At 36.8% G+C, this 19,271-nt stretch carries 22 protein-coding genes; 18 read left to right on the top strand and 4 right to left on the bottom strand.

Features of this window, described 5'->3' with window-relative positions:
- Nucleotides 1-19 precede the first annotated feature (19 nt).
- On the top strand, nucleotides 20-451 hold the full coding sequence (locus OLM58_RS00525) for a GNAT family N-acetyltransferase (protein ID WP_264530759.1): 432 nt from the start codon (nucleotides 20-22) through the stop codon (nucleotides 449-451).
- A gap of 101 nt (nucleotides 452-552) precedes the next feature.
- On the opposite strand, the gene OLM58_RS00530 is transcribed toward OLM58_RS00525, so the two are convergent.
- The gene (locus OLM58_RS00530) at nucleotides 553-3,060 is read right to left on the bottom strand and encodes a M14 family zinc carboxypeptidase (RefSeq protein WP_264530760.1); all 2,508 of its coding nucleotides are present in this window, start codon (nucleotides 3,058-3,060) and stop codon (nucleotides 553-555) included.
- Between the two features lie 377 nt (nucleotides 3,061-3,437).
- Here OLM58_RS00530 and OLM58_RS00535 point away from each other — a divergent pair, with 377 nt between their 5' ends.
- The 13 genes from OLM58_RS00535 (at nucleotide 3,438) to OLM58_RS00595 (ending at nucleotide 11,476) form a co-directional block, all read left to right on the top strand.
- Complete coding sequence (locus tag OLM58_RS00535; RefSeq protein ID WP_264530761.1) at nucleotides 3,438-4,223, top strand: hypothetical protein; 786 nt, start codon at nucleotides 3,438-3,440, stop codon at nucleotides 4,221-4,223.
- Between the two features lie 232 nt (nucleotides 4,224-4,455).
- Complete coding sequence (locus OLM58_RS00540; protein ID WP_264530762.1) at nucleotides 4,456-4,944, top strand: SRPBCC family protein; 489 nt, start codon at nucleotides 4,456-4,458, stop codon at nucleotides 4,942-4,944.
- A 77-nt stretch (nucleotides 4,945-5,021) separates the two neighbouring features.
- On the top strand, nucleotides 5,022-5,444 hold the full coding sequence (locus tag OLM58_RS00545) for a hypothetical protein (RefSeq protein WP_017496042.1): 423 nt from the start codon (nucleotides 5,022-5,024) through the stop codon (nucleotides 5,442-5,444).
- A 19-nt stretch (nucleotides 5,445-5,463) separates the two neighbouring features.
- Nucleotides 5,464-6,144, top strand: coding sequence for an aspartate/glutamate racemase family protein (locus tag OLM58_RS00550; RefSeq protein ID WP_264530763.1), 681 nt, complete (start codon nucleotides 5,464-5,466; stop codon nucleotides 6,142-6,144).
- A 69-nt stretch (nucleotides 6,145-6,213) separates the two neighbouring features.
- Nucleotides 6,214-6,582, top strand: coding sequence for an ester cyclase (locus OLM58_RS00555; protein ID WP_264530764.1), 369 nt, complete (start codon nucleotides 6,214-6,216; stop codon nucleotides 6,580-6,582).
- Nucleotides 6,583-6,652: 70 nt separating this feature from the next.
- Nucleotides 6,653-7,075, top strand: a complete 423-nt coding sequence (locus tag OLM58_RS00560) for a DUF1801 domain-containing protein (protein ID WP_264530765.1) — start codon at nucleotides 6,653-6,655, stop codon at nucleotides 7,073-7,075.
- Nucleotides 7,076-7,077: 2 nt separating this feature from the next.
- The gene (locus OLM58_RS00565) at nucleotides 7,078-8,184 is read left to right on the top strand and encodes an MBL fold metallo-hydrolase (protein ID WP_264530766.1); all 1,107 of its coding nucleotides are present in this window, start codon (nucleotides 7,078-7,080) and stop codon (nucleotides 8,182-8,184) included.
- 28 nt (nucleotides 8,185-8,212) lie between these two features.
- On the top strand, nucleotides 8,213-8,743 hold the full coding sequence (locus tag OLM58_RS00570) for a GNAT family N-acetyltransferase (protein ID WP_264530767.1): 531 nt from the start codon (nucleotides 8,213-8,215) through the stop codon (nucleotides 8,741-8,743).
- A 31-nt stretch (nucleotides 8,744-8,774) separates the two neighbouring features.
- The gene (locus OLM58_RS00575) at nucleotides 8,775-9,302 is read left to right on the top strand and encodes a GNAT family N-acetyltransferase (RefSeq protein WP_264530768.1); all 528 of its coding nucleotides are present in this window, start codon (nucleotides 8,775-8,777) and stop codon (nucleotides 9,300-9,302) included.
- The gene (locus OLM58_RS00580) at nucleotides 9,302-9,883 is read left to right on the top strand and encodes a TIGR00730 family Rossman fold protein (protein WP_264530769.1); all 582 of its coding nucleotides are present in this window, start codon (nucleotides 9,302-9,304) and stop codon (nucleotides 9,881-9,883) included. The genes OLM58_RS00575 and OLM58_RS00580 overlap by 1 nt, the downstream gene beginning before the upstream one ends.
- Nucleotides 9,884-9,997: 114 nt before the next feature.
- Nucleotides 9,998-10,504: a DUF1772 domain-containing protein gene (locus tag OLM58_RS00585; RefSeq protein WP_264530770.1), complete on the top strand. Its 507-nt coding sequence runs from the start codon at nucleotides 9,998-10,000 to the stop codon at nucleotides 10,502-10,504.
- 93 nt (nucleotides 10,505-10,597) lie between these two features.
- Entirely contained in the window at nucleotides 10,598-11,065 is a 468-nt protein-coding gene (locus OLM58_RS00590; RefSeq protein ID WP_264530771.1) for an SRPBCC family protein, read from the top strand.
- Nucleotides 11,066-11,107: 42 nt separating this feature from the next.
- On the top strand, nucleotides 11,108-11,476 hold the full coding sequence (locus OLM58_RS00595; protein ID WP_264530772.1) for an iron chaperone: 369 nt from the start codon (nucleotides 11,108-11,110) through the stop codon (nucleotides 11,474-11,476).
- Nucleotides 11,477-11,502: 26 nt separating this feature from the next.
- On the opposite strand, the gene OLM58_RS00600 is transcribed toward OLM58_RS00595, so the two are convergent.
- The 3 genes from OLM58_RS00600 to OLM58_RS00610 are packed head-to-tail and all read right to left on the bottom strand — an operon-like array spanning nucleotide 11,503 to nucleotide 14,815.
- A complete protein-coding gene (locus OLM58_RS00600) occupies nucleotides 11,503-11,865 on the bottom strand; it encodes a glyoxalase (RefSeq protein WP_264530773.1) in 363 nt (120 codons plus the stop codon).
- 33 nt (nucleotides 11,866-11,898) lie between these two features.
- The gene (locus OLM58_RS00605; RefSeq protein WP_264530774.1) at nucleotides 11,899-12,642 is read right to left on the bottom strand and encodes a DUF2625 domain-containing protein; all 744 of its coding nucleotides are present in this window, start codon (nucleotides 12,640-12,642) and stop codon (nucleotides 11,899-11,901) included.
- A gap of 25 nt (nucleotides 12,643-12,667) precedes the next feature.
- On the bottom strand, nucleotides 12,668-14,815 hold the full coding sequence (locus OLM58_RS00610) for a cation:proton antiporter (RefSeq protein WP_264530775.1): 2,148 nt from the start codon (nucleotides 14,813-14,815) through the stop codon (nucleotides 12,668-12,670).
- Nucleotides 14,816-15,132: 317 nt separating this feature from the next.
- Between OLM58_RS00610 and OLM58_RS00615 the strand changes: the two genes are divergently transcribed.
- The 4 genes from OLM58_RS00615 to OLM58_RS00630 all read left to right on the top strand — a co-directional run bounded on the left by OLM58_RS00615 (nucleotide 15,133) and on the right by OLM58_RS00630 (nucleotide 19,258).
- Complete coding sequence (locus OLM58_RS00615; RefSeq protein WP_264530776.1) at nucleotides 15,133-16,560, top strand: L-serine ammonia-lyase; 1,428 nt, start codon at nucleotides 15,133-15,135, stop codon at nucleotides 16,558-16,560.
- Between the two features lie 141 nt (nucleotides 16,561-16,701).
- The gene (locus tag OLM58_RS00620) at nucleotides 16,702-17,901 is read left to right on the top strand and encodes an SH3 domain-containing protein (RefSeq protein WP_264530777.1); all 1,200 of its coding nucleotides are present in this window, start codon (nucleotides 16,702-16,704) and stop codon (nucleotides 17,899-17,901) included.
- A 50-nt stretch (nucleotides 17,902-17,951) separates the two neighbouring features.
- Nucleotides 17,952-18,770 (top strand): 3-methyl-2-oxobutanoate hydroxymethyltransferase, encoded by an 819-nt coding sequence (gene panB, locus OLM58_RS00625; protein ID WP_017496058.1) that lies wholly within the window; start codon nucleotides 17,952-17,954, stop codon nucleotides 18,768-18,770.
- 137 nt (nucleotides 18,771-18,907) lie between these two features.
- Nucleotides 18,908-19,258, top strand: coding sequence for a four helix bundle protein (locus OLM58_RS00630; protein WP_264530778.1), 351 nt, complete (start codon nucleotides 18,908-18,910; stop codon nucleotides 19,256-19,258).
- Nucleotides 19,259-19,271 lie beyond the last annotated feature (13 nt).

The following is a 19,271-nucleotide window of genomic DNA, read 5'->3' on the forward strand; positions in this document are numbered from 1 at the left end:
ATTTAACTCCAAAATTACGATGGAAATAACAGCCTTCCGAAAAAGCGACTACGAGCCTTTAAGAACTTTATTCTTAAACGAAAGACGGCGTACTTTTTCATGGCTTGACCCTTCTGAATTTCAACTAAAAGATTTTGACCGCGATACCAGAGGAGAACTGATTTTGGTTGCAAGACAGCATGAAGTTCCAATTGGGTTTATTTCGATCTGGATGAAGAATTATTTCGTTCACCATTTGTATGTTGACGAACAGCATCAGGATGAAGGCATAGGAACCGAATTATTGAAAGCGGCAATCCAAAAAACAAAACTGCCCATCCGATTAAAATGTTTAGAAAACAACTCCAAAGCCGTCGCTTTCTATCTCAAAAAAGGCTTTTTTGCCACCGAAAGAGGACAATCAGAACATGGAGGTTATATTTTGTTTGAATTGACAGAGAGTATAAAATAAAACGAGAAAGAAAATATCTGCTTGACATTTTTTCGACATCCATCAAAAAAAAATCCGCTCTTCAAAAAGATTTGAAGAGCGGAAATAAAGCTTTTAGTTTTTTAACGAACCAGGAAAAGAGCATTGCTGAATAACAAAATTCCATTTTCCCAAAAACCTCTGAAAAGCGGATTATCCATCATATAAATTACGGTTCCATCCCCTCTTTTGTCTACAGCAAAACTTACGGTTTCGTTCAGTTTTTTTCTAATATCATTACCTACAAATCCATAGCTTAAATAATCTTTCGGAATGTACGCCACATTGATTGCCTTTTTTAGTAATGAAAATGATCTTTCGTTACTTTTAAGACTGAAATACGTATTCCCCAAGCCGAAAGCCATTGGATAGGTTTTGTCGAGTTTATTTTCGATTATTGCACCGGGAATCGAACCCGAGATTTCTCTTCGCTCAGAACCTTCAAAGTCCAGAAAACGCTTTTTAAGTTCGATCTCTTTCTCTTCTTTTTCTGATTTTTCTTTATCTTCTTTACTTGCAAACAAACTCAAAGCATACCCGTCACGGTCCTGAAACAATGAAATTGCATTGGCCATGGCAATAACTTTTCCGCCATTTTTCACCCATTCATCGATTTGTTTTTTTTGATCTTCCGCCAGGTCATAGCTACCGTCTGAAAGAATCAAAGTATTATAGTTGTACAATTTAACTCTGTTTAAATTTGCCGTTTCTACAATACTCACCGGATAAGCAACGGTTTCATCCAGATAAAACCATGTCGCTCCAAACTCGGTTGAAACTACTCCTTTTCCGGACAACATTAGTATTTTTGGCGCTTTAAGCAACGTAAAATTCTCCCCTCCGATATCTTTAGAATTAGTCGAAAATCCTGTACTGATAAAACTAAAATCGGTTTTGACTTTGATAATATTGCTGACTGTCTTTTCAAAATCTGTAATTTTTGGGTTATCGGCTCTGCTGATAATTAATCCCCCCGGCTCGATCGTAACAGTTCCGAAAACTGCTTTTTTCATGGCCGAACGAACTTTAATTCCCGCCTGATGCAGCAAAGAAACAACTTGTGCCGACGTTCTATTATTCCACGGAACATAAAAGGCATAAACGGATTCCGGAATGTTTTTTTCTGCAGACTCTATTTTATTCTTTGTTTTAATCTGAACACTATTTTTGACCGCATAACCGTCAACACCATAAGCTAAAGGAAGTGCCCAGGCAGTAATGTCATACGATAAACTGTCATTTAATTTCTGATTGGGTTCAAACAATACCTGTGTTAAAACCGATCTTGGCTGATCTGCTTTAATAATCAAATCATTAGGCTCAATTTTAAAACTCTCATTCTTCTTGGTTTGGTAATGAAATCCGGAGGCACTTCCGGGCGCCTCCGCATAACTAAATTCAACATCATTCTTTTGAAGCAACTCCACCAGCTGTTCCAGTTTAGGATTACTTTTCAAAACATACGTATTGTAAACCCCTTTTGCTTTTTTACGGGCATTGATATGAAAATCTCTAAAACCTTTCAGCAATACTTCTTTTTGTGAAGCGGCGCTTTCTACCACAGTCAAAACTGCAGCTGCATGCTGTGTCAAACGATCTTTTATGGTAACATTAGAGCCGTTTTCCATGGTTACTTCACGTCCTGCACCTATTCCGCCTTTTTCCAGCGTAAGACCTACGGCTCCATTATAGGTTGGATAGGTATCTCCGTAACTCGGATAAAACAAATCAAATCGTTCTCTGGTGTTGTACATCCAGTTTTCCTTGTCAAACTTCTGCGAGATATTTTTACCTAAAACTGTATAAAAATCCTTTTGATATTGTTCAATAAATTCATGCAGAGGCTCTGCCGCCGGTGGGAAAAAATAAGGTGAATTGTAACTCATTTCATGCACATCGGTATGTACCTGTGGCATCCATTGATTGTACAATTTAATGCGTTGCTGTGATTCAATTTGTGTCTGCCAGGCCCAGTCGCGATTCAAATCAAAAAGATAATGATTGTATCTTCCGCCCGGCCAGACTTCCATATGCTCTCTGTCATACAAACCCGGATGTGTTTTTTTTCCTGAGATTTCTCTCAGCCAGTTTCCATATCGGGAATAACCGTCGGGATTGATACACGGATCCAAAATTACAATGGTATTTTTGAGCCATTGTTTTGTGGCTTCATTTGAAGGATTCAAAAGTTCGTAGGCCACGGTTAATGCACTTTCGGTTCCGGCAAACTCATTTCCATGAACATTAAAACTCAGCCAGACAATAATTTTATTTTCAACTCCACTCGTTTTTTTATCTGATAATCCAATGGCGGCCAAATTATTGTTTCGGATTTGTTCCAGATTTGCCAAGTTTTCGGGAGTCGAAATATAATAAACATTCAGATCCCGCTGTTCGTTGGTTGCGCCATATTTTTGTTTTTTGATCGATTGCGATTGTTCCGTCAGATATTTAAAATACTCTTCGACCTGATGGTAATAACTAATTTGTTTTCCGTAATTCGGAATAAATTCTGAAGGTGCTTTTAATTGTGCAAAGGCAGAAAAAGAAATGGTTAACAGCAGAACTGCTACAAAGAATATTTTCTTCATAAATAATTTGGTTTTAGATGGTTGGTTAAAAATAACAATTAACTTAATCCCTTTTCTAAAATCACCAGGAATATTATCATTTTACAGAAGCTATTTCGCAATTTAGCTTACTATTAAAAATTGTTCTGCTTCTTTTCTTTCGGGATTAAATCTGTATTTTTGTTCATCAAAAAAACAGCCTGTTACAATTTAAAAAGAACAGTCCGCAGCAAACTGCAAAAATACATCTGATGAAATAAAAATAGAAACTCATACGATAAACAATACCCGAATATAAAGTATAAAAGACTTTTCAAGTAAACAAGATTCTCTTTGTAATTCCTATTTTTACCCTATCAAAACCAAATTAAAAAAGACAAATACCCAAAAACTCTATTATGGAAGAAACAGCAATTGAAAAATCAGTTTTTGAAGAAGTACCAACCGAAAAAATCTATACCGACAACGCAATCCGCGTTGGCACTTTCTTAGGAGGACCTTTGGTTGCGGGGTATTTTTTAGCGGAGAATTTTAAGGTTTTTGGTGATTTCGGCAAAGCTAAAAGAACCTGGATTATAACCATACTTGCAACTATTTTTATCTTTGCCCTGATATTCTTAATTCCGGAACACATCAGTGCTAAGATCCCAAATATCGTTTTCCCTTTAATTTATATGGCAATTGCCACTTATTTCACCAAAGAATATCAGGAAAAACAAATTAGCAAACACCTCGAAAATGGCGGCGAACATTTTGCCTGGCCGAGAATCATTCTCATTTCGGTTATTGGCATTTCGGTTCTTCTTGGCGGAATATTCAGTATTGCCTTTTTAACCGAAACAGCAAACGGAGGCCTCACAGAGTCAACTAAAAAATATGGCATTATGAATCATGAAATTGCCTATCAAAGCAATATTAATGAAAACGAAGCCGATAAAATTGCTGAGGCCCTTCAAAAAACAACCTTTTTTGATGATGCCATAACCAAGTATGTTTACTTAGAAAAAATCAATAACAGCTACGAAATCTCTATTTCATGCAACGAATCGGTTAAAGACGACCCGTCGACCGTTGAGCCTTTTGTTGTATTAAGAAACGATATACAAAAATATTTCCCACACCATAAAATCATTCTGAAACTTGTAGTGAATGATCTCGACAATGTGGTCAAAAGAATTGAGTAGACCTAAGGCGCTCCTGAACTGCTCTCGCTTTGGGATATGAAATGTGATTTATAAAATGTAAGATGCAAGCCGAAAACTCAACAATCCAACAATCCAACAATCTAATTATCCAACAATCTAATTGTCTAATTATCTAATTGTCTGATTCACCCCTCAACTTTGTCTCTTCACGCCCCTAACACATTGATAATTAAATCCTAAATTTGTATTATAACTTTTAAAACCTTACCCAATGAGTGCTGCAAATTTTACCACAGTTATAATCGTAGACGAGTCTCCACAGGAAGTTTTTGATGCCGTTACGAATGTTCGCGGTTGGTGGTCGGAAGAAATTGAAGGCAATAGTGCGAAACTAAACGATGAATTTGACTATCATTACGAAGATATCCATCGTTGTAAAGTAAAAATCATAGACGTAATTCCGAATCAGAAAATAGTCTGGTTAGTGGAAAAAAATTACTTCAAGTTTACAGAAGATAAAACGGAATGGACGGGAACTCATCCTACTTTTGAAATTTCGGAAAAAGACGGCAAAACCGAACTTCGTTTTACCCACGTGGGTTTGGTACCGGAATATGAATGTTTTGAAATTTGCAGAGGCGCCTGGACCAATTATATCGGAAATAGTTTGCTTAAACTAATTACAACCGGAAAAGGAGAACCAAACGCAACTGGAAAACCACAAACAGAAAACGAAAAAAAACTTTCTGAAAAAGAATAAAAAACAAACCCGAAAGCATCATTTAATTGCAATACCAACTATAATTTTCATAAATTCGTTTTACTAAAACGATGATTATGAATCCTATTTTAAGAAATACATTAGCAGTTATACTTGGTCTTTTTGTTGGAAGCATTGTCAATATGGCTATCATATTAATGAGCAGTTCTGTCATTCCACCTCCCAATGGTGCTGATGTCACAACTATGGAAGGACTAAAAGCGACTATGCATTTGTTTGAACCCAAACATTTTCTTTTTCCCTTTCTGGCCCACGCAATAGGTACGTTTGCAGGTGCGGGAACAACTGTTTTAATTGCAATCAGTAATAAAACAAAACTAGGACTGGTTATTGGTGCTTTCTTTTTACTTGGGGGAATTGTAAATGTGTGCTCATTGCCTTCACCAGTTTGGTTTACCATCACAGACCTTTTCTTTGCCTATATACCGACGGCTTATCTGGCTGTAAAATTGTTTGCAAAAAAAGATTCTAAATCGTAAAACTCCGCTTTATAAAACAATGAAGAAAATTGGGCTTGTGGGCGGAATCAGCTGGGTTTCTACCATAAATTACTACAAATTTATTAACGAAGGAGTAAATAAAAAATTAGACGGCCTTCAATTTGCTGAATGCCTGATTTATTCGCTAAACTTTGGTGATGTGCAGGAAAAAACATGGGCTCATTCCTATGAACTCTTATTAAATGCCTGCTTAAGTTTAAAAAACAGCGGTGTTGATGCTGTCGTTTTGTGTGCAAACACCGCACATATGTTTGCCAGCGAAATCGAACATGAAATTGGACTACCCTTAATTCATATCGGAACGGAGACCGCAAAAGTCATTGTAAAAGAAAACATCACAACCGTTGGACTTATAGGAACTTCCTTTTCGATGGAAATGGATTTTTACAAAGATCGTCTTAAAAGTTTTGGGCTGAATGTCCTGATACCCGAAAAACAGGAAACGCGAGACTACATACAATATGTTCTAAAAGAAGAACTCGGAAGAGGAATTATCAATCTCGATTCGAGACAAAATTATATCCAAATTGCAAATGAGCTTGTCTTACAAGGTGCCGAAGGTATCATTTTCGGATGTACCGAAATTCCGCTATTGCTAAGTCAGTCCGATTTTTCTGTTCCTGTTTTTGACACTACAAAAATACATTCTCAAGCCATCGTAGACTTTATAGTGTCTTAAAATTAAACACTTAAGCCCGTTTAGAACAATTAATTTCATAACTTAGTTAGCTCATTAAACTTAAATATCATGACTAAGAAAGAAATCGCCCGCGACTTTTTAAAACTCGCCGCAAACGGACATTCACACGAAGCTTTTCGTCTACATGTCGGCGAGAATTTCAAACATCACAATGCTTATTTTAAAGGAGATGCCGAAACACTGATGCTGGCCATGGAAGAATCAACCCGAAAAAACCCCAATAAAACTTTAACTATTCATCATATTCTGGAAGATAAAGATCTGGTCGCCGTACATTCGCACCTGAAACAGAGTCCTGCTGACATTGGTTTTGCTGTCGTGCATATCCTTCGTTTTGAATTGGATAAAATTATAGAATTTTGGGATTTAGGGCAATCCATTCCTGCCGAAATGATTAACGAAAATGGGATGTTCTAAAAAACTTTATTCTTCCCAATTCACATTCAAAAATCTAAAGATCAAAAGTAATGTCTTAAATCTGTAAAAAATGGCACAAAATAAAACGATAGAAACAGAAAACAGTGTTACCGATTTTATCAATGCTGTCGAAGATACAACCAAAAAAAATGATGCTTTTGAACTGGTCAGGCTGATGCAGGAACAAACGGGTTTTGAAGCCAAAATGTGGGGACCAAGTATCATAGGTTTCGGCAGTTATCATTACAAATATGCCAGCGGCCGCGAAGGCGATGCCCCATTGGTGGCGTTTTCACCAAGAAAAGCCGCAATTTCACTTTATCTTTACGCATCACCTGAAAAAAGAGAGGAGCTACTCTCCGAATTTGGAAAACACAAAGCCGAAAAAGGCTGTATTTATGTCAAGAAATTAAGCGATATTGACCTCGAAATTCTAAAAAAAATGATTTCCGTGTCAGTTGAGCACTTACAAGAACTATATCCCCCTCAATAAAAATGATTACACCTTTTCTAATTGTAATTCTGGTTTTAGGCATTACACTTTACTTCTTTTTACAGCATCCAAAGTTTGGTAAAGCACCTTCAGGAGAAAGATTGACATGGATTCAAAAATCACCTCAATTTAAAAATGGCAAATTCGAAAATCAAAACCATACACCGGAATTGGCTGAAGGTTACGGCTATCCACGAGTATTGTATGATTTTCTCCTTAAAAAAGTAGACAGAAAGACTCCATCTGACGTAATCCCATCCATCAAAACCAATTTACTGGAACTTTCTCCCGAAAAAGAGGTGCTGATCTGGTTTGGGCACTCTTCGTATTTCATCCAGCTTGAAGGGAAACGCTTTTTGATTGACCCTGTTTTCAGCGGCAATGCCTCCCCGATTCCCGGTACCACAAAAGCATTCAAAGGAACTGATATTTACACGGTTGATGATCTTCCGGAAATTGATTATTTACTGATCACGCACGATCATTACGACCATCTCGATTACGAAACCATTTTACAATTGAAACCTAAAACCAAACACGTAATCTGTTCTCTTGGGGTAGGCTCTCACTTTGAATTTTGGGGATTTCCAACTGAAAATATCATTGAAAAAGACTGGTTTGAAAAAATAGAACTTGATCAGAATTTAACGCTTTATACTACTCCTTCAAGGCATTTTTCGGGTAGAAGTTTTAAACGATGCAACACGCTATGGACGTCGTTTGTATTAGAAACCAAAGATTTTAAAATGTATCTGGGCGGCGATAGTGGCTATGACACCCACTTTAAACAGATTGGCACTCAATTTGGTCCTTTTGACATCGCTCTTATCGACAACGGCCAATACAACCCCGCTTGGAAATACATTCATAATTTACCCGAAGATGTGATCAAAGCTATGAAAGATCTGAATGCCAAAAGAGTATTTCCGGTGCATTCTTCTAAGTTTTCATTGGCACCTCATTCCTGGGACGAACCATTAAACAAAGTCACTGAATTAAATAATTTATCGGAAAACCCAGTTCCGTTGATTACTCCGATGATTGGAGAATTAGTGGAACTAAAAAATGAAAAACAGCAATTCCAACAATGGTGGAAAGGCATAAAATAACCCGCATTCTTCAATTAATAAAATAAAAATGATTCCTTCAGCTTATACCCTGCGCAATGCCCTCCCTTCCGAATTTGAAGAAATTGGAAAATTACTCATTAGTGTTTATTCCCAATTAGAAGGTTTTCCTAAAGAAAATGAGCAGCCCAACTATTATAAAATGCTTGCGAATATTGGTGATTTTACCCATCAACCGCAAACCGAGCTTTTAGTTGCCGCTGACGAAAACAATACAATTCTTGGTGCTGTGGTCTATTTTAACGACATGAAAAACTACGGTTCAGGCGGAATCGCTACTCAGGAACAAAACTCAGCCGGGTTTCGATTACTGGGAGTTGCGCCAACTGCCCGCGGAAAAGGGGTTGGTAAGCTTCTAACGCAGGAATGCATCAAAAAAGCGGCTGATAACAAACGCACTCAATTGATCATTCATTCGACTTTAGCCATGAAAACGGCCTGGGAAATGTATGAAAAATTGGGTTTCAAAAGATCTGAAGACTTAGACTTTATGCAGGGAGCGCTCCCAGTATTTGGCTTTCGTTTACCGCTTAATTCCTAAAACTAACCTGTTACTTAAAAAAAACAAAAAAATGAATACATCTCTTTTAAATCTGCAGCCTGAAATTCTGGAAGACGACCTGGTTCAATTAATACCGCTTCAGGAAAATGATTTTGAAAAATTATACAAAGTGGCTTCAGATCCTTTGATTTGGGAACAGCATCCGAATAAAAACCGCTATGAAAAAGAAGTTTTTCAAAATTTCTTTGAAGGCGCTATGGAAAGCAAAGGCGCTTTTTTGATCATCGATAAATCAACCGGAGAAATTGCAGGAAGCACTCGATTTTATGAATACGATCCTGAAAACAAAGCTGTTTTTATTGGATATACCTTCTATGGAAGAAAATTTTGGGGCACCGGATTTAATACTCAGGTAAAAAAAATGATGCTGGATTATGCTTTTAGAGCAGTTGACAAAGTCCAGTTTCATATTGGAGCGGAAAATTACCGTTCGCAAAAAGCCATAGAAAAACTGGGTGCTGTTAAAGTAGAAGAAATAAACGTTGCCTACTACAATGAACCATCGCGTCATAATTTTGTATACGAATTAAAAAAATAATGAAAAGAATAACTGTTTTCTGTGGTTCCAGTTTTGGTACCGACAAAATTTACAAAGAACAGGCAGCACTGCTTGGAAAAACTTTAGCCCAACAAAATATAGAGTTGGTTTATGGCGGAGCAAATGTAGGCCTGATGGGTGCTGTAGCCGATGGTATTTTGAACGAAGGTGGAAAAGCTATTGGTGTATTGCCAAACTTTTTAAGATCAAAAGAAATTGCCCATTTGGGTTTGACCGAGTTAATCGTCGTGGAAAGCATGCACGAAAGAAAGACCAAAATGAATGATTTATGCGACGGTGTTATTGCACTACCAGGTGGTTTTGGAACTTTGGAAGAACTTTTTGAAATGCTGACCTGGGGACAATTAGGTTTGCATAAAAAACCAATCGGCATTCTGAATATCGATGGCTTTTATGATTCTCTGATTGAACTAACCAAAGTTATGGTGGAGAAAGGTTTATTAAAACCCGTCAATCAGGAAATGCTTCTGGTGAGCGATACTATCGAGGATTTATTACATCAAATGAGAAACTATGTTCCGCCAGCCACCGGAAAATGGATTGATACAACACAATCCTAGTATCTTAAAAATAGTTGTAGAAAAATTCTTTTCAGACAAATCATAGTGCTTCCGGAACAAGTATCGGCTAATCAATAGTCCTAATTTTACAGTATTAAACAAAAAATAAAGATTATGGAAACTTTTATTGTGGATACTAAAACAATTACATTATTGCTGGCTACCTTATTTACAGGACTTTTGGCCGGAATATTTTTAACCTGGGGCAACGCCGTAACTCCGGGAATTGGAAAATTGGATGACATCAATTATCTCAGAGCTTTTCAGAACATGAATCGCACCATACAGAATCCGTTGTTCTTTCTGGTCTTTTTTGGTTCCTTACTGTTTTCTTTTGCAGCGGCTTATTTTCATAAATCAAATACAATTATTTTAAGTCTGACAATCAGTGCTGCGATTATCTATTTTACAGGTGTTATTCTGGTTACTATTTTAGGAAATATTCCGCTTAACGAAATGCTTGATAAGACAGATTTGGTACATACCTCAATTCAGGAAGCAGCCCTTTTACGAAGTAAATTTGAAGCAAAATGGAACAATCTCCACCTTTTCCGAATCGTGGCTTCCATAATTTCTTTTTTACTTTTGATCATTAGCTGTTTGCTAAAAACTAAACCATAAATTTTATAAATTAGAGGTCAAGGAAATAAGGAAATATAAAATTTCAGCTTTCACAAAACTCATTTCACATTTTACATTTCACAACCAAAAAACATGAAAACAGAAAACAACCACTTCGCAAAAGCCGAAATGCTGATTAGAAAACCTGTCTCAGACGTTTTTCAGGCCTTTACAGATCCGGAAATCACCAGTAAATTTTGGTTTACAAAAAGTTCAGGAAAACTAATAGCCGGAACTACAACCGAATGGACCTGGGAAATGTATGGATTCTCGTTAACGGTAACTACTCCTATTTTAGAGGAAAATAAAAAAATCGTAATCGAATGGGGAAATCCTAATGAAACCACCATAGTCGAATGGATCTTTAGTCCGTTAAACGAAAATGAAACCTTTGTGAGCATCACCAATTCAGGTTTAAAAGGAGATCCCGATAAAATAATCGATCAGGTTCGAAATTCTACGGAAGGCTTTACTTTAGTGCTGGCCGGAGCAAAAGCTTATTTAGAACACAACATTCAACTCAATTTAGTTTTAGACAGATTCCCAAAAGGATTGGAATAAACAACAAAGAACTTGAAACTTTAAACAATTTAAGACCATCGTATGGAAACAAAGAAACCCCAAAACATTGATGAATATATTGGCAGTTTCCCAAATGATATTCAGGAAATCTTAGAGAGGATTCGAATGACCGTTCAGAACGCAGCTCCTGATGCCAAAGAAAAAATCAGTTATTCCATGCCGGCTTTTGAACAAAACGGAATCGTAGTTTATTTTGCGGCTTTCAAAAATCATATTGGACTTTATGCTTTGCCCAGCGGACATGAGGCTTTTAAAGAAGAACTGTCAAAATACAAATCCGGAAAAGGCTCCGTACAATTTCCTTTAAATGAGCCTATACCTTATGATTTAATTGCCGAAATTGTAAAATTCAGAGTAAAAGAAAATCTGGAGAAAACAAAAACAAAATAATGCTGTCAAACCACAGTTGGTTAATTTTACTTATTAAACTTCCCGAAATGCCACAAAACACCTGAAGGATCATGTAAAAAACATTCGCTTCCCCAATCCTGATGAACGATAGGTGTTAATTTTACCCCGTATTTTTCCGTTAAGTTAAGTGCCAAAAGCTCCTTGTAATAGTAATCGACATCTTCTACTTCTAAAAAAATCATGGTGTTTTCATTCCAGCTTTTATCGTAATAATCCTGAAGATAAAAGGCCAGCTCTCCTACTTCAAAAACAGAAAATTTTGGATCTAAAACTCCTTCTTCAAAACCTAAATCCCGATAGAAACTTCTGGAAATCTCAAAATCTTTGGCTCCTATAAAAGGCCGGATCGATATCGCTTTATGATTCATAATTGCTCTTTTTAGAAGTTAAAAATCAGGTTACTATTTATCAAAACCCAGTTGTTTTCGCAAATCTAAATTCAGTCCGTATTGTTCCTGAACCGAAATTATCTTTCGTGAATTTTTATTAATATCGTTTCCTTCCGCCGTCCACAAAAACGGGTAAAAGTTAAAAACTTCATCGCCTTTCAATTTTGACACTTCGGCTCTCCACCCGTTCCATCTGTTACCCTGATAGAACTTATCCAGATCATTATCAAAACAGAATCCTAAAAATTCAGAATACGTAATATCCAGCTGTTCGTACTCCAGATTATCAGGAGAGAAATAATACATTTTTCCAACATCACTTCCCAATCCTCCTCCGTTTAGAAGGTAGAAACCTCCAATAGCATCGTCGGCAACTAATAAAAAAGGTGCTGTTTCGCCAAAATCATTAAACGATTTCCCTTTGTTCCAATCCGGAAGTGTACGATTGAATTTTGCACTTCCTGAACCCAGAATTCTAATCCAGCCATCGTCGATCAAAAGACCACCTGTATGGTACACAATAGCTCCCATTGGCGAACGGGTGGTAACCTGAGTTTTGTACAAAACCTCTTTTGCTTTTAAGGCGTCAACCGGTAAAATTTCTACTTTATTCTTCGCTGTTTTAATCCAGTCTTCTACCAGAGTCCATCCTGGGTCGACTTTGTCTATAAGTTCTTCGGCTTTTTTCATTTTATTTTGCGCAGTTGCTGTAAGAGCTAAAAAGGTCAATACAATTAAAGGAAATTTTAGTACCATCTTAGAAATTTACAAATTATTTATTCTAACCTTTTTTCAAAATATTACCCAAACCTCGACCAATTTGTTCTATTGCTTCCAGACCTTTTGTCAATGGTGTTGCAGTGAAATCACCGTAGGCATCCATTGCAGTCTCTTTACGATCTTCTTGTGCATAAACCAGAATCAGATTGTTATCATTAAATGATTTTTCAAATTTCTGCGGCAATCTGTCAAAAATCGATTGGTACGAAACGGATCCTTTTCGGGACAAGTTAAAAACAATCAGATCTGTAGCTTTAATTTCATCTGAGATCGATTCAAAATCATCCCAGTTCAAAATACTTTTAAAACCTAGTTTAGCATTTACTTTCAATTTAGTGGCAATCTGCACAATTGCCTCATGTGTTTTGTATTCAGCATAAATGACAATCGGAATACTTAATTCCTGAGATAATCGAGAGATCTTTTGCAGCAGCAGGTGAAATCCTACACCTCTTTCAGAAAAAGGCGGACAGATGAAAACCAGTCTTTTTTCCTCAATAAATGTTTTTTGAAACCTGCAGATGAACAAACATTTGTCTACATTATTGATGATCGAATCTACATTTTCACCGAAAATTTTATCCAAAAAACCGGTTTTTCTAGGCCATCCCACGATCACAATATCCGACATGATTTCTTTGGACGTTCTCGCGATTCCACTTGCCGGATTATGGTCGATTCTGGCAATCGTATTGATTTTCACTTCTGAAGCAGACCCCTGAATAACAAATTTATCAACAGCTTTTCGGTATTTTAAGATATTAATTTCAGCCTGATCGTTATTCGGTACAATCGTTAATAGCGTCACCGGATTAGATGATTTTTTATCTTTTATCAAAAGTGCGAAATCCAGCAAACTTTCCGTAGCCGACGTTTTAGCTAACGGAATCAGGATATGTTCGTCCAGAATCTGATCGCCATTCGCATCTTCATTTGAAACTTCTTCTTCGCAAATAGCAATCTTTTTAGCTGCTTTTTCTGTCGCGAAAGAGGCCACAATACAGGTAATCAAAATTAAAATAATCGTTCCGTTCAGGATATTTTCGTCTAAGATTTTTGCTTTAAATCCAACCAAAATAACGGCTAAAGTCGCAGCAGCATGTGCACTGCTCAATCCAAAAATAAGCTGTCTTTCAGTTTTGGTATATCTAAATACAATCTGCGTAAAAAAGGCCGCGATCCACTTTCCAAAAATAGCCACCACACTCAAAGTTCCTGCTACAATTAAAGCGGTTGGTCCGCTCAGAATCACACTGATGTCTACCAGCATTCCCACTGAAATCAGGAAAAAAGGAATGAATAGTGAATTCCCGATAAACTCAATTCTGTTCATCAAAGCTGACGAATGCGGAATTAAAGGGTTTAATGCCAAACCGGCAACGAATGCTCCAATAATAGGCTCTACTCCCGCTACCTCTGCTAAAAACGCAGCAAAAAACACCACCGAAAGTACAAATATATAGTGGGCGTGTTTCTCACTTTCTAATTTTTTAAAGAACCACTTCGCTATCCTTGGAATAACCAAAAACATGATGGCCGAAAAAATGGCCAGTGAAACCGTCAATTTAATCCAGAAAGCCTGATTCAAACTTCCCTGACTGCTTCCCATAATCACCGCCAAAATAATCAAAACGGCAGTATCTGTTAAAATAGTTCCTCCAACTGTAATGGCCACTGCCTGATTTTTTGCAATTCCAAGTTTACTCACAATCGGGTACGCAACCAAAGTATGGGTGGCAAACATACTCGCTGTTAAAAAACTAGCATTAAAATCATATTTCAGCAGATAAAAACAAACCGGAAATCCGATCGATAAAGGGAAAATAAAAGTAAAAAATCCAAACAATAAACTCTTATTTCTATTGGCTTTAAACTCATTCATATCCAATTCCAGACCCGCAATAAACATGATATACAAAAGTCCGATTGTCGAAAACAAATCAACCGCCGAGTTCTTGGCCAGAATATTCAATCCATGAGGTCCAATAATTACTCCCGAAATTATAAGCCCGATAATTCCTGGGATATTTATTTTTTTAAGTAAAATCGGTGATAAAAGGATGATGAAAAGGATCAAAGAAAAAATCAATACCGGATTACTGAGTGGTAATTCGAATTCTTGTAAAAAATGCCTGAAAAATTCTATCATAATGTAATTTTATCTTCTTAACAGTATTTTAATTTCCCGCAGAAAAAAGCGCCAAAAGCAAAATAAAATCTCAGAAGTTATTATTTGTCGTTTCTTCGAAAAGCAGAAAAAACGGCTTCTTTAGTGATTGTTTCATTACAAAAATACCTAAAAAAAATGCGAACTTTCTACGAAAATGGCATATTAAGCAATTAATTTTGTTTCGTTGCCAAATTATTAATATTTAATATTTATTTTAACAAAACTGCAACATTAACAATAGAAAATTGAGCAGGATTGCATTATTCAATTATCTTTGTCTTAATAAAAATTGCACAATGGAAGAATGTATCTCTGTTTTTGATATGCTTAAAATTGGCGTTGGTCCCTCAAGTTCACATACTTTAGGGCCATGGAGAGCCGCTGAACGTTTTTTGGAAGAGCTGAAAAACGAATCAATTTTAGACCAGATTACACGTGTAAAAGTCGATTTGTACGGATCTCTTTCCTTAACCGGAAAAGGTCATGCTACTGATTTGTCGGTGATGCTGGGATTAAGCGGGCAAGATCCCGAGTATATTCCGGTTGAAAATATTGCCGGAATTATTAAAAACATTGAAGAACAGCACGAAATTATTCTGGCTAATGAATGTAAAATTCCGTTTTACTTTCTTCAGGACATTGTTTTCAATAAAGATTTCCTTCCTTTTCATGCTAATGGATTAAAATTTACAGCCTATAAAGCTGATAATTCGGAATATGAATCTACTTTTTATTCGATTGGAGGAGGATTTGTCGTTAAAGAAGAACGCACCAATGCTAAAATCAAAGAAGAGATCAAATGCGCCTTCCCTTTCCCGATTCAAAATGCTGTTGAGCTTTTAAATTATACGGTGACCGAAAACAAATCGATTTCTGAAATCGTTTATGAAAACGAAAAATCAATGCGTCCGGAAGCTGAAATTCACTCCGAATTAATGCGCATTTGGCATACCATGTTAGAATGCATGTACATTGGCTGCCATTCAGAAGGAATTCTGCCGGGCGGTCTGAATGTTCGCAGACGTGCTTTTGACATGCATCAGAATTTAATCGGTTTATCTAACTATTCAGATCCGCAAAGCTGGCTGGAAGAAATCAGAAAAACGGAGGTTAAATTTCGTCAAATCCTGAAATGGGTAAGCTGTTTTGCACTTGCCGTGAATGAGGTAAATGCTTCTTTAGGTCGTGTAGTTACTGCTCCTACAAACGGAAGTGCAGGTGTAATCCCGGCTGTTTTGATGTATTATCTGGTAATTGAAAACCATAATGCAGGCGAAAAAGAAATCAAGCAATTCCTAATGGTTGCCGGAGAGATTGGTAGTATCTTCAAGAAAGGATCAACCATTTCTGCTGCAATGGGAGGCTGTCAGGCCGAAATTGGTGTATCATCATCGATGGCTGCAGCAGCACTTTGCGAATTAATGGGCGGATCTCCTGCCCAAGTTTTAATGGCTGCCGAAATTGCCATGGAACATCACTTGGGTCTTACTTGTGACCCAATTGGCGGTTTAGTTCAGATTCCGTGTATCGAAAGAAATACAATGGGAGCCATAAAAGCTATCAATGCGGCTGAACTGGCCCTTGAAACCGATTCTAAAAATGCAAAAGTGCCTTTAGACAAAGTCATCAATACCATGTGGCAAACGGCAAAAGACATGAACTCCAAATACAAAGAAACTTCTGAAGGCGGATTGGCCATTGCCGTAAACATGGCGGATTGCTAAATCATAAAAAATCACCACAAATTTCCCGAATTTTAATGTGCATAAATTAAGCACTAGTTAATGCTAATTTTGGGGAATTTGTGGAATTACTTCGTCAGTTCGTTATCGCTCGTGTCGTGGCAAAAATCTAAAGTAAACTTCATGAAAAAGCACTTCTTACTTATAGCAATACTATTTTGCTCTGCTCTGATTCATTCGCAAGAACGTTACTTTCTAAATTCTGATACTCGTCTCTACACTTCAACTAATACTGCAGGTGACTTTCTGGGTTATTTTAAATATGGAGCAGAAGTTCAGCTCCTTTCGGAAAGTAAAAATGGCTGGTGTAAAGTAAGATCTGATAATTTCTCTGAAGGTTATGTGCCTGAGCAATTTATTGCAAAAAGGTTAAACGCAAAAGATGTTCAAACAAAAGACCCCGAAAATCCAATTATTGAAGGTAACGACAATTACTATGGCAGCAGCCATCTTTTTGTTTTAGTCGCCGGTTTAAAAGCAAGAGCACTTCCGGACAAAAACTCAAAAATCAGAGCCATTCTGTTCACCGGTGATCCTGTAGCGGTTAATTATCTTCCTAAAAATCCGGACGAATGGGTAAACATACAAGGTCATAGTGATCCCGAGTACGCACAATTTACACTTGGAAAATTCCTTGGAAAAAGACCCGATTTTAATTCTTTACTCAAAGATTTTGATCAGCTGAATATCAATGCAATTGCAGAACGCAAAACGATTGGCGAACGAATTGTAGAATTGGCCTGGAACAGTGAAAATGCAAAACTGACACCCGCTTATCAAAGATATTATGAAGTTGTAAAACAATTAAACGATCCAAAACTTCTGGCCGATACTGAACTGAATATCGCTATTGCCAAAGGATTAGCTAAAACCAAAAAACCGGAAGAAATTACCGCTTTCAGCAAAAAAGCTGAATTTGTTTTAAAAGGAGTAAAAACAAAATCACTCTTTTTTTCTCAAAAAGATTTAGTCAAAAACTTTGGAAAACCTCCTAAAAAAGGAACGGTAAGCGACGAATGCGGTATTTACCTCAGTGAGCTTTTTTACTACTATCCGGATTTTGAAGTTTCAGTAGATGAAAAACAAAATCAGGCTGAAATAACGAAGGTTTTTATCAACGAAAACAACAAACTTGTTTTCAGTCCAACGGCTTCTCTCGATTACACTCTGACCGAAAAAGCATTTATTGAAAAATACGGGGCTTATATTGGTGCTTCCATGAAAAACCCACACCTGTACGCTATCCAACTGGAAGACAGTGAATTTAGAATAGAATTCAGAGACGGAAAATTATTTACGATTGAAATAATCTTCTATTGCTGATTTCAATCTATAATTATTCAATACTTTTACACATTCAAAAAAACTCAAAAATGTCAGTAGCAAAAAAAGATTATAAAAAGATCACCACAAAGTCATTAATCGAAATGAAAAGCAATGGAGAAAAAATCTCAATGCTTACCGCTTACGATTTTACAATGGCCAAAATTGTTGATACCGCAGGAATCGATGTTATTCTGGTAGGCGACTCTGCATCAAACGTTATGGCAGGTCATGAAACGACATTGCCTATTACTTTAGATCAAATGATTTACCATGCCTCGTCTGTAGTTCGCGCTGTAGACAGAGCCTTAGTAGTAGTGGATTTACCTTTCGGAAGTTACCAGTCAGATCCAAAAGAAGCTTTGCGTTCTGCAATCAGAATCATGAAAGAAAGCGGCGGACATGCTGTAAAACTTGAAGGAGGAAAAGAAATTAAAGAATCGATCAAAAAAATATTAAACGCAGGAATTCCGGTTATGGGACATTTGGGCTTAACACCTCAATCCATCTATAAATTCGGAACCTACAGCGTTCGTGCCAAAGAAGATGAAGAAGCTGAAAAATTAATCGAAGATGCTAAACTTCTCGAAAAAATTGGGTGTTTTGGTATTGTTTTAGAAAAAATCCCGGCGCATTTAGCCGAGCAGGTAGCCAAAAGCATTTCCATTCCGGTAATCGGAATCGGAGCCGGCGGTGGTGTAGACGGACAGGTTCTTGTAATTCATGATATGCTGGGAATGAACAACGAATTCAGCCCTCGTTTCTTACGCCGCTATTTAAATTTATACGAAGAAATGACTCAAGCCATCAGTCAATATGCTGCCGACGTAAAATCTGCAGATTTCCCAAATTCAGGGGAACAATATTAATTTAGACTTGCTTAGACTTCTTAGATGTTAGACTTCTTAGAATTTATGATTTTATTTATCTTAGCAAAAACAAATCTAACTAAGTCTAAGAAGTCTAAGAAGTCTAAGCAAGTCTAAAAATCTAATTAATCTAAAAGATGCATCAATTTAAAGAGCTGCTAATTTGGAAGAAAAGCAGGTTGTTCTGTTCTAAAATTTACAATGTAACTGCTGATTTTCCAAGTGAAGAGAAATTTGGGATCACAAATCAATTGCGAAGGGCTTCCGTTTCTATTGCTTCAAATATAGCCGAAGGTTCTTCAAGAAATTCTAATAAAGAATTTGCGCGATTTTTAGAAATCGCAATTGGTTCAGCATACGAAGTCGAAACACAGCTTCTTATTTCATCAGATTTAGGTTTTATAAACGAAGAAGACATAACTGAATTAATACCGCTTTTAGAAGAAATAATTAAAATGACATCAAAATTTAGAACTACCTTATTATAAAATCTAAGTAAGT

Source organism: Flavobacterium sp. N502540 (assembly GCF_025947365.1).
Lineage (GTDB): Bacteria > Bacteroidota > Bacteroidia > Flavobacteriales > Flavobacteriaceae > Flavobacterium.

What these genes read in the sequence shown, in the direction of transcription:
- OLM58_RS00555 (WP_264530764.1), top strand. Translation starts at nt 6,214, where the DNA reads ATGACTAAGAAAGAAATCGCCCGCGACTTTTTAAAACTCGCCGCAAAC.
- OLM58_RS00580 (WP_264530769.1), top strand. Translation starts at nt 9,302, where the DNA reads ATGAAAAGAATAACTGTTTTCTGTGGTTCCAGTTTTGGTACCGACAAA.
- OLM58_RS00525 (WP_264530759.1), top strand. Translation starts at nt 20, where the DNA reads ATGGAAATAACAGCCTTCCGAAAAAGCGACTACGAGCCTTTAAGAACT.
- OLM58_RS00570 (WP_264530767.1), top strand. Translation starts at nt 8,213, where the DNA reads ATGATTCCTTCAGCTTATACCCTGCGCAATGCCCTCCCTTCCGAATTT.
- OLM58_RS00595 (WP_264530772.1), top strand. Translation starts at nt 11,108, where the DNA reads ATGGAAACAAAGAAACCCCAAAACATTGATGAATATATTGGCAGTTTC.
- OLM58_RS00630 (WP_264530778.1), top strand. Translation starts at nt 18,908, where the DNA reads ATGCATCAATTTAAAGAGCTGCTAATTTGGAAGAAAAGCAGGTTGTTC.
- OLM58_RS00620 (WP_264530777.1), top strand. Translation starts at nt 16,702, where the DNA reads ATGAAAAAGCACTTCTTACTTATAGCAATACTATTTTGCTCTGCTCTG.
- OLM58_RS00585 (WP_264530770.1), top strand. Translation starts at nt 9,998, where the DNA reads ATGGAAACTTTTATTGTGGATACTAAAACAATTACATTATTGCTGGCT.
- OLM58_RS00560 (WP_264530765.1), top strand. Translation starts at nt 6,653, where the DNA reads ATGGCACAAAATAAAACGATAGAAACAGAAAACAGTGTTACCGATTTT.
- panB (WP_017496058.1), top strand. Translation starts at nt 17,952, where the DNA reads ATGTCAGTAGCAAAAAAAGATTATAAAAAGATCACCACAAAGTCATTA.
- OLM58_RS00545 (WP_017496042.1), top strand. Translation starts at nt 5,022, where the DNA reads ATGAATCCTATTTTAAGAAATACATTAGCAGTTATACTTGGTCTTTTT.
- OLM58_RS00600 (WP_264530773.1), bottom strand. Translation starts at nt 11,865, where the DNA reads ATGAATCATAAAGCGATATCGATCCGGCCTTTTATAGGAGCCAAAGAT.
- OLM58_RS00530 (WP_264530760.1), bottom strand. Translation starts at nt 3,060, where the DNA reads ATGAAGAAAATATTCTTTGTAGCAGTTCTGCTGTTAACCATTTCTTTT.
- OLM58_RS00535 (WP_264530761.1), top strand. Translation starts at nt 3,438, where the DNA reads ATGGAAGAAACAGCAATTGAAAAATCAGTTTTTGAAGAAGTACCAACC.
- OLM58_RS00540 (WP_264530762.1), top strand. Translation starts at nt 4,456, where the DNA reads ATGAGTGCTGCAAATTTTACCACAGTTATAATCGTAGACGAGTCTCCA.
- OLM58_RS00615 (WP_264530776.1), top strand. Translation starts at nt 15,133, where the DNA reads ATGGAAGAATGTATCTCTGTTTTTGATATGCTTAAAATTGGCGTTGGT.
- OLM58_RS00605 (WP_264530774.1), bottom strand. Translation starts at nt 12,642, where the DNA reads ATGGTACTAAAATTTCCTTTAATTGTATTGACCTTTTTAGCTCTTACA.
- OLM58_RS00590 (WP_264530771.1), top strand. Translation starts at nt 10,598, where the DNA reads ATGAAAACAGAAAACAACCACTTCGCAAAAGCCGAAATGCTGATTAGA.
- OLM58_RS00610 (WP_264530775.1), bottom strand. Translation starts at nt 14,815, where the DNA reads ATGATAGAATTTTTCAGGCATTTTTTACAAGAATTCGAATTACCACTC.
- OLM58_RS00575 (WP_264530768.1), top strand. Translation starts at nt 8,775, where the DNA reads ATGAATACATCTCTTTTAAATCTGCAGCCTGAAATTCTGGAAGACGAC.
- OLM58_RS00565 (WP_264530766.1), top strand. Translation starts at nt 7,078, where the DNA reads ATGATTACACCTTTTCTAATTGTAATTCTGGTTTTAGGCATTACACTT.
- OLM58_RS00550 (WP_264530763.1), top strand. Translation starts at nt 5,464, where the DNA reads ATGAAGAAAATTGGGCTTGTGGGCGGAATCAGCTGGGTTTCTACCATA.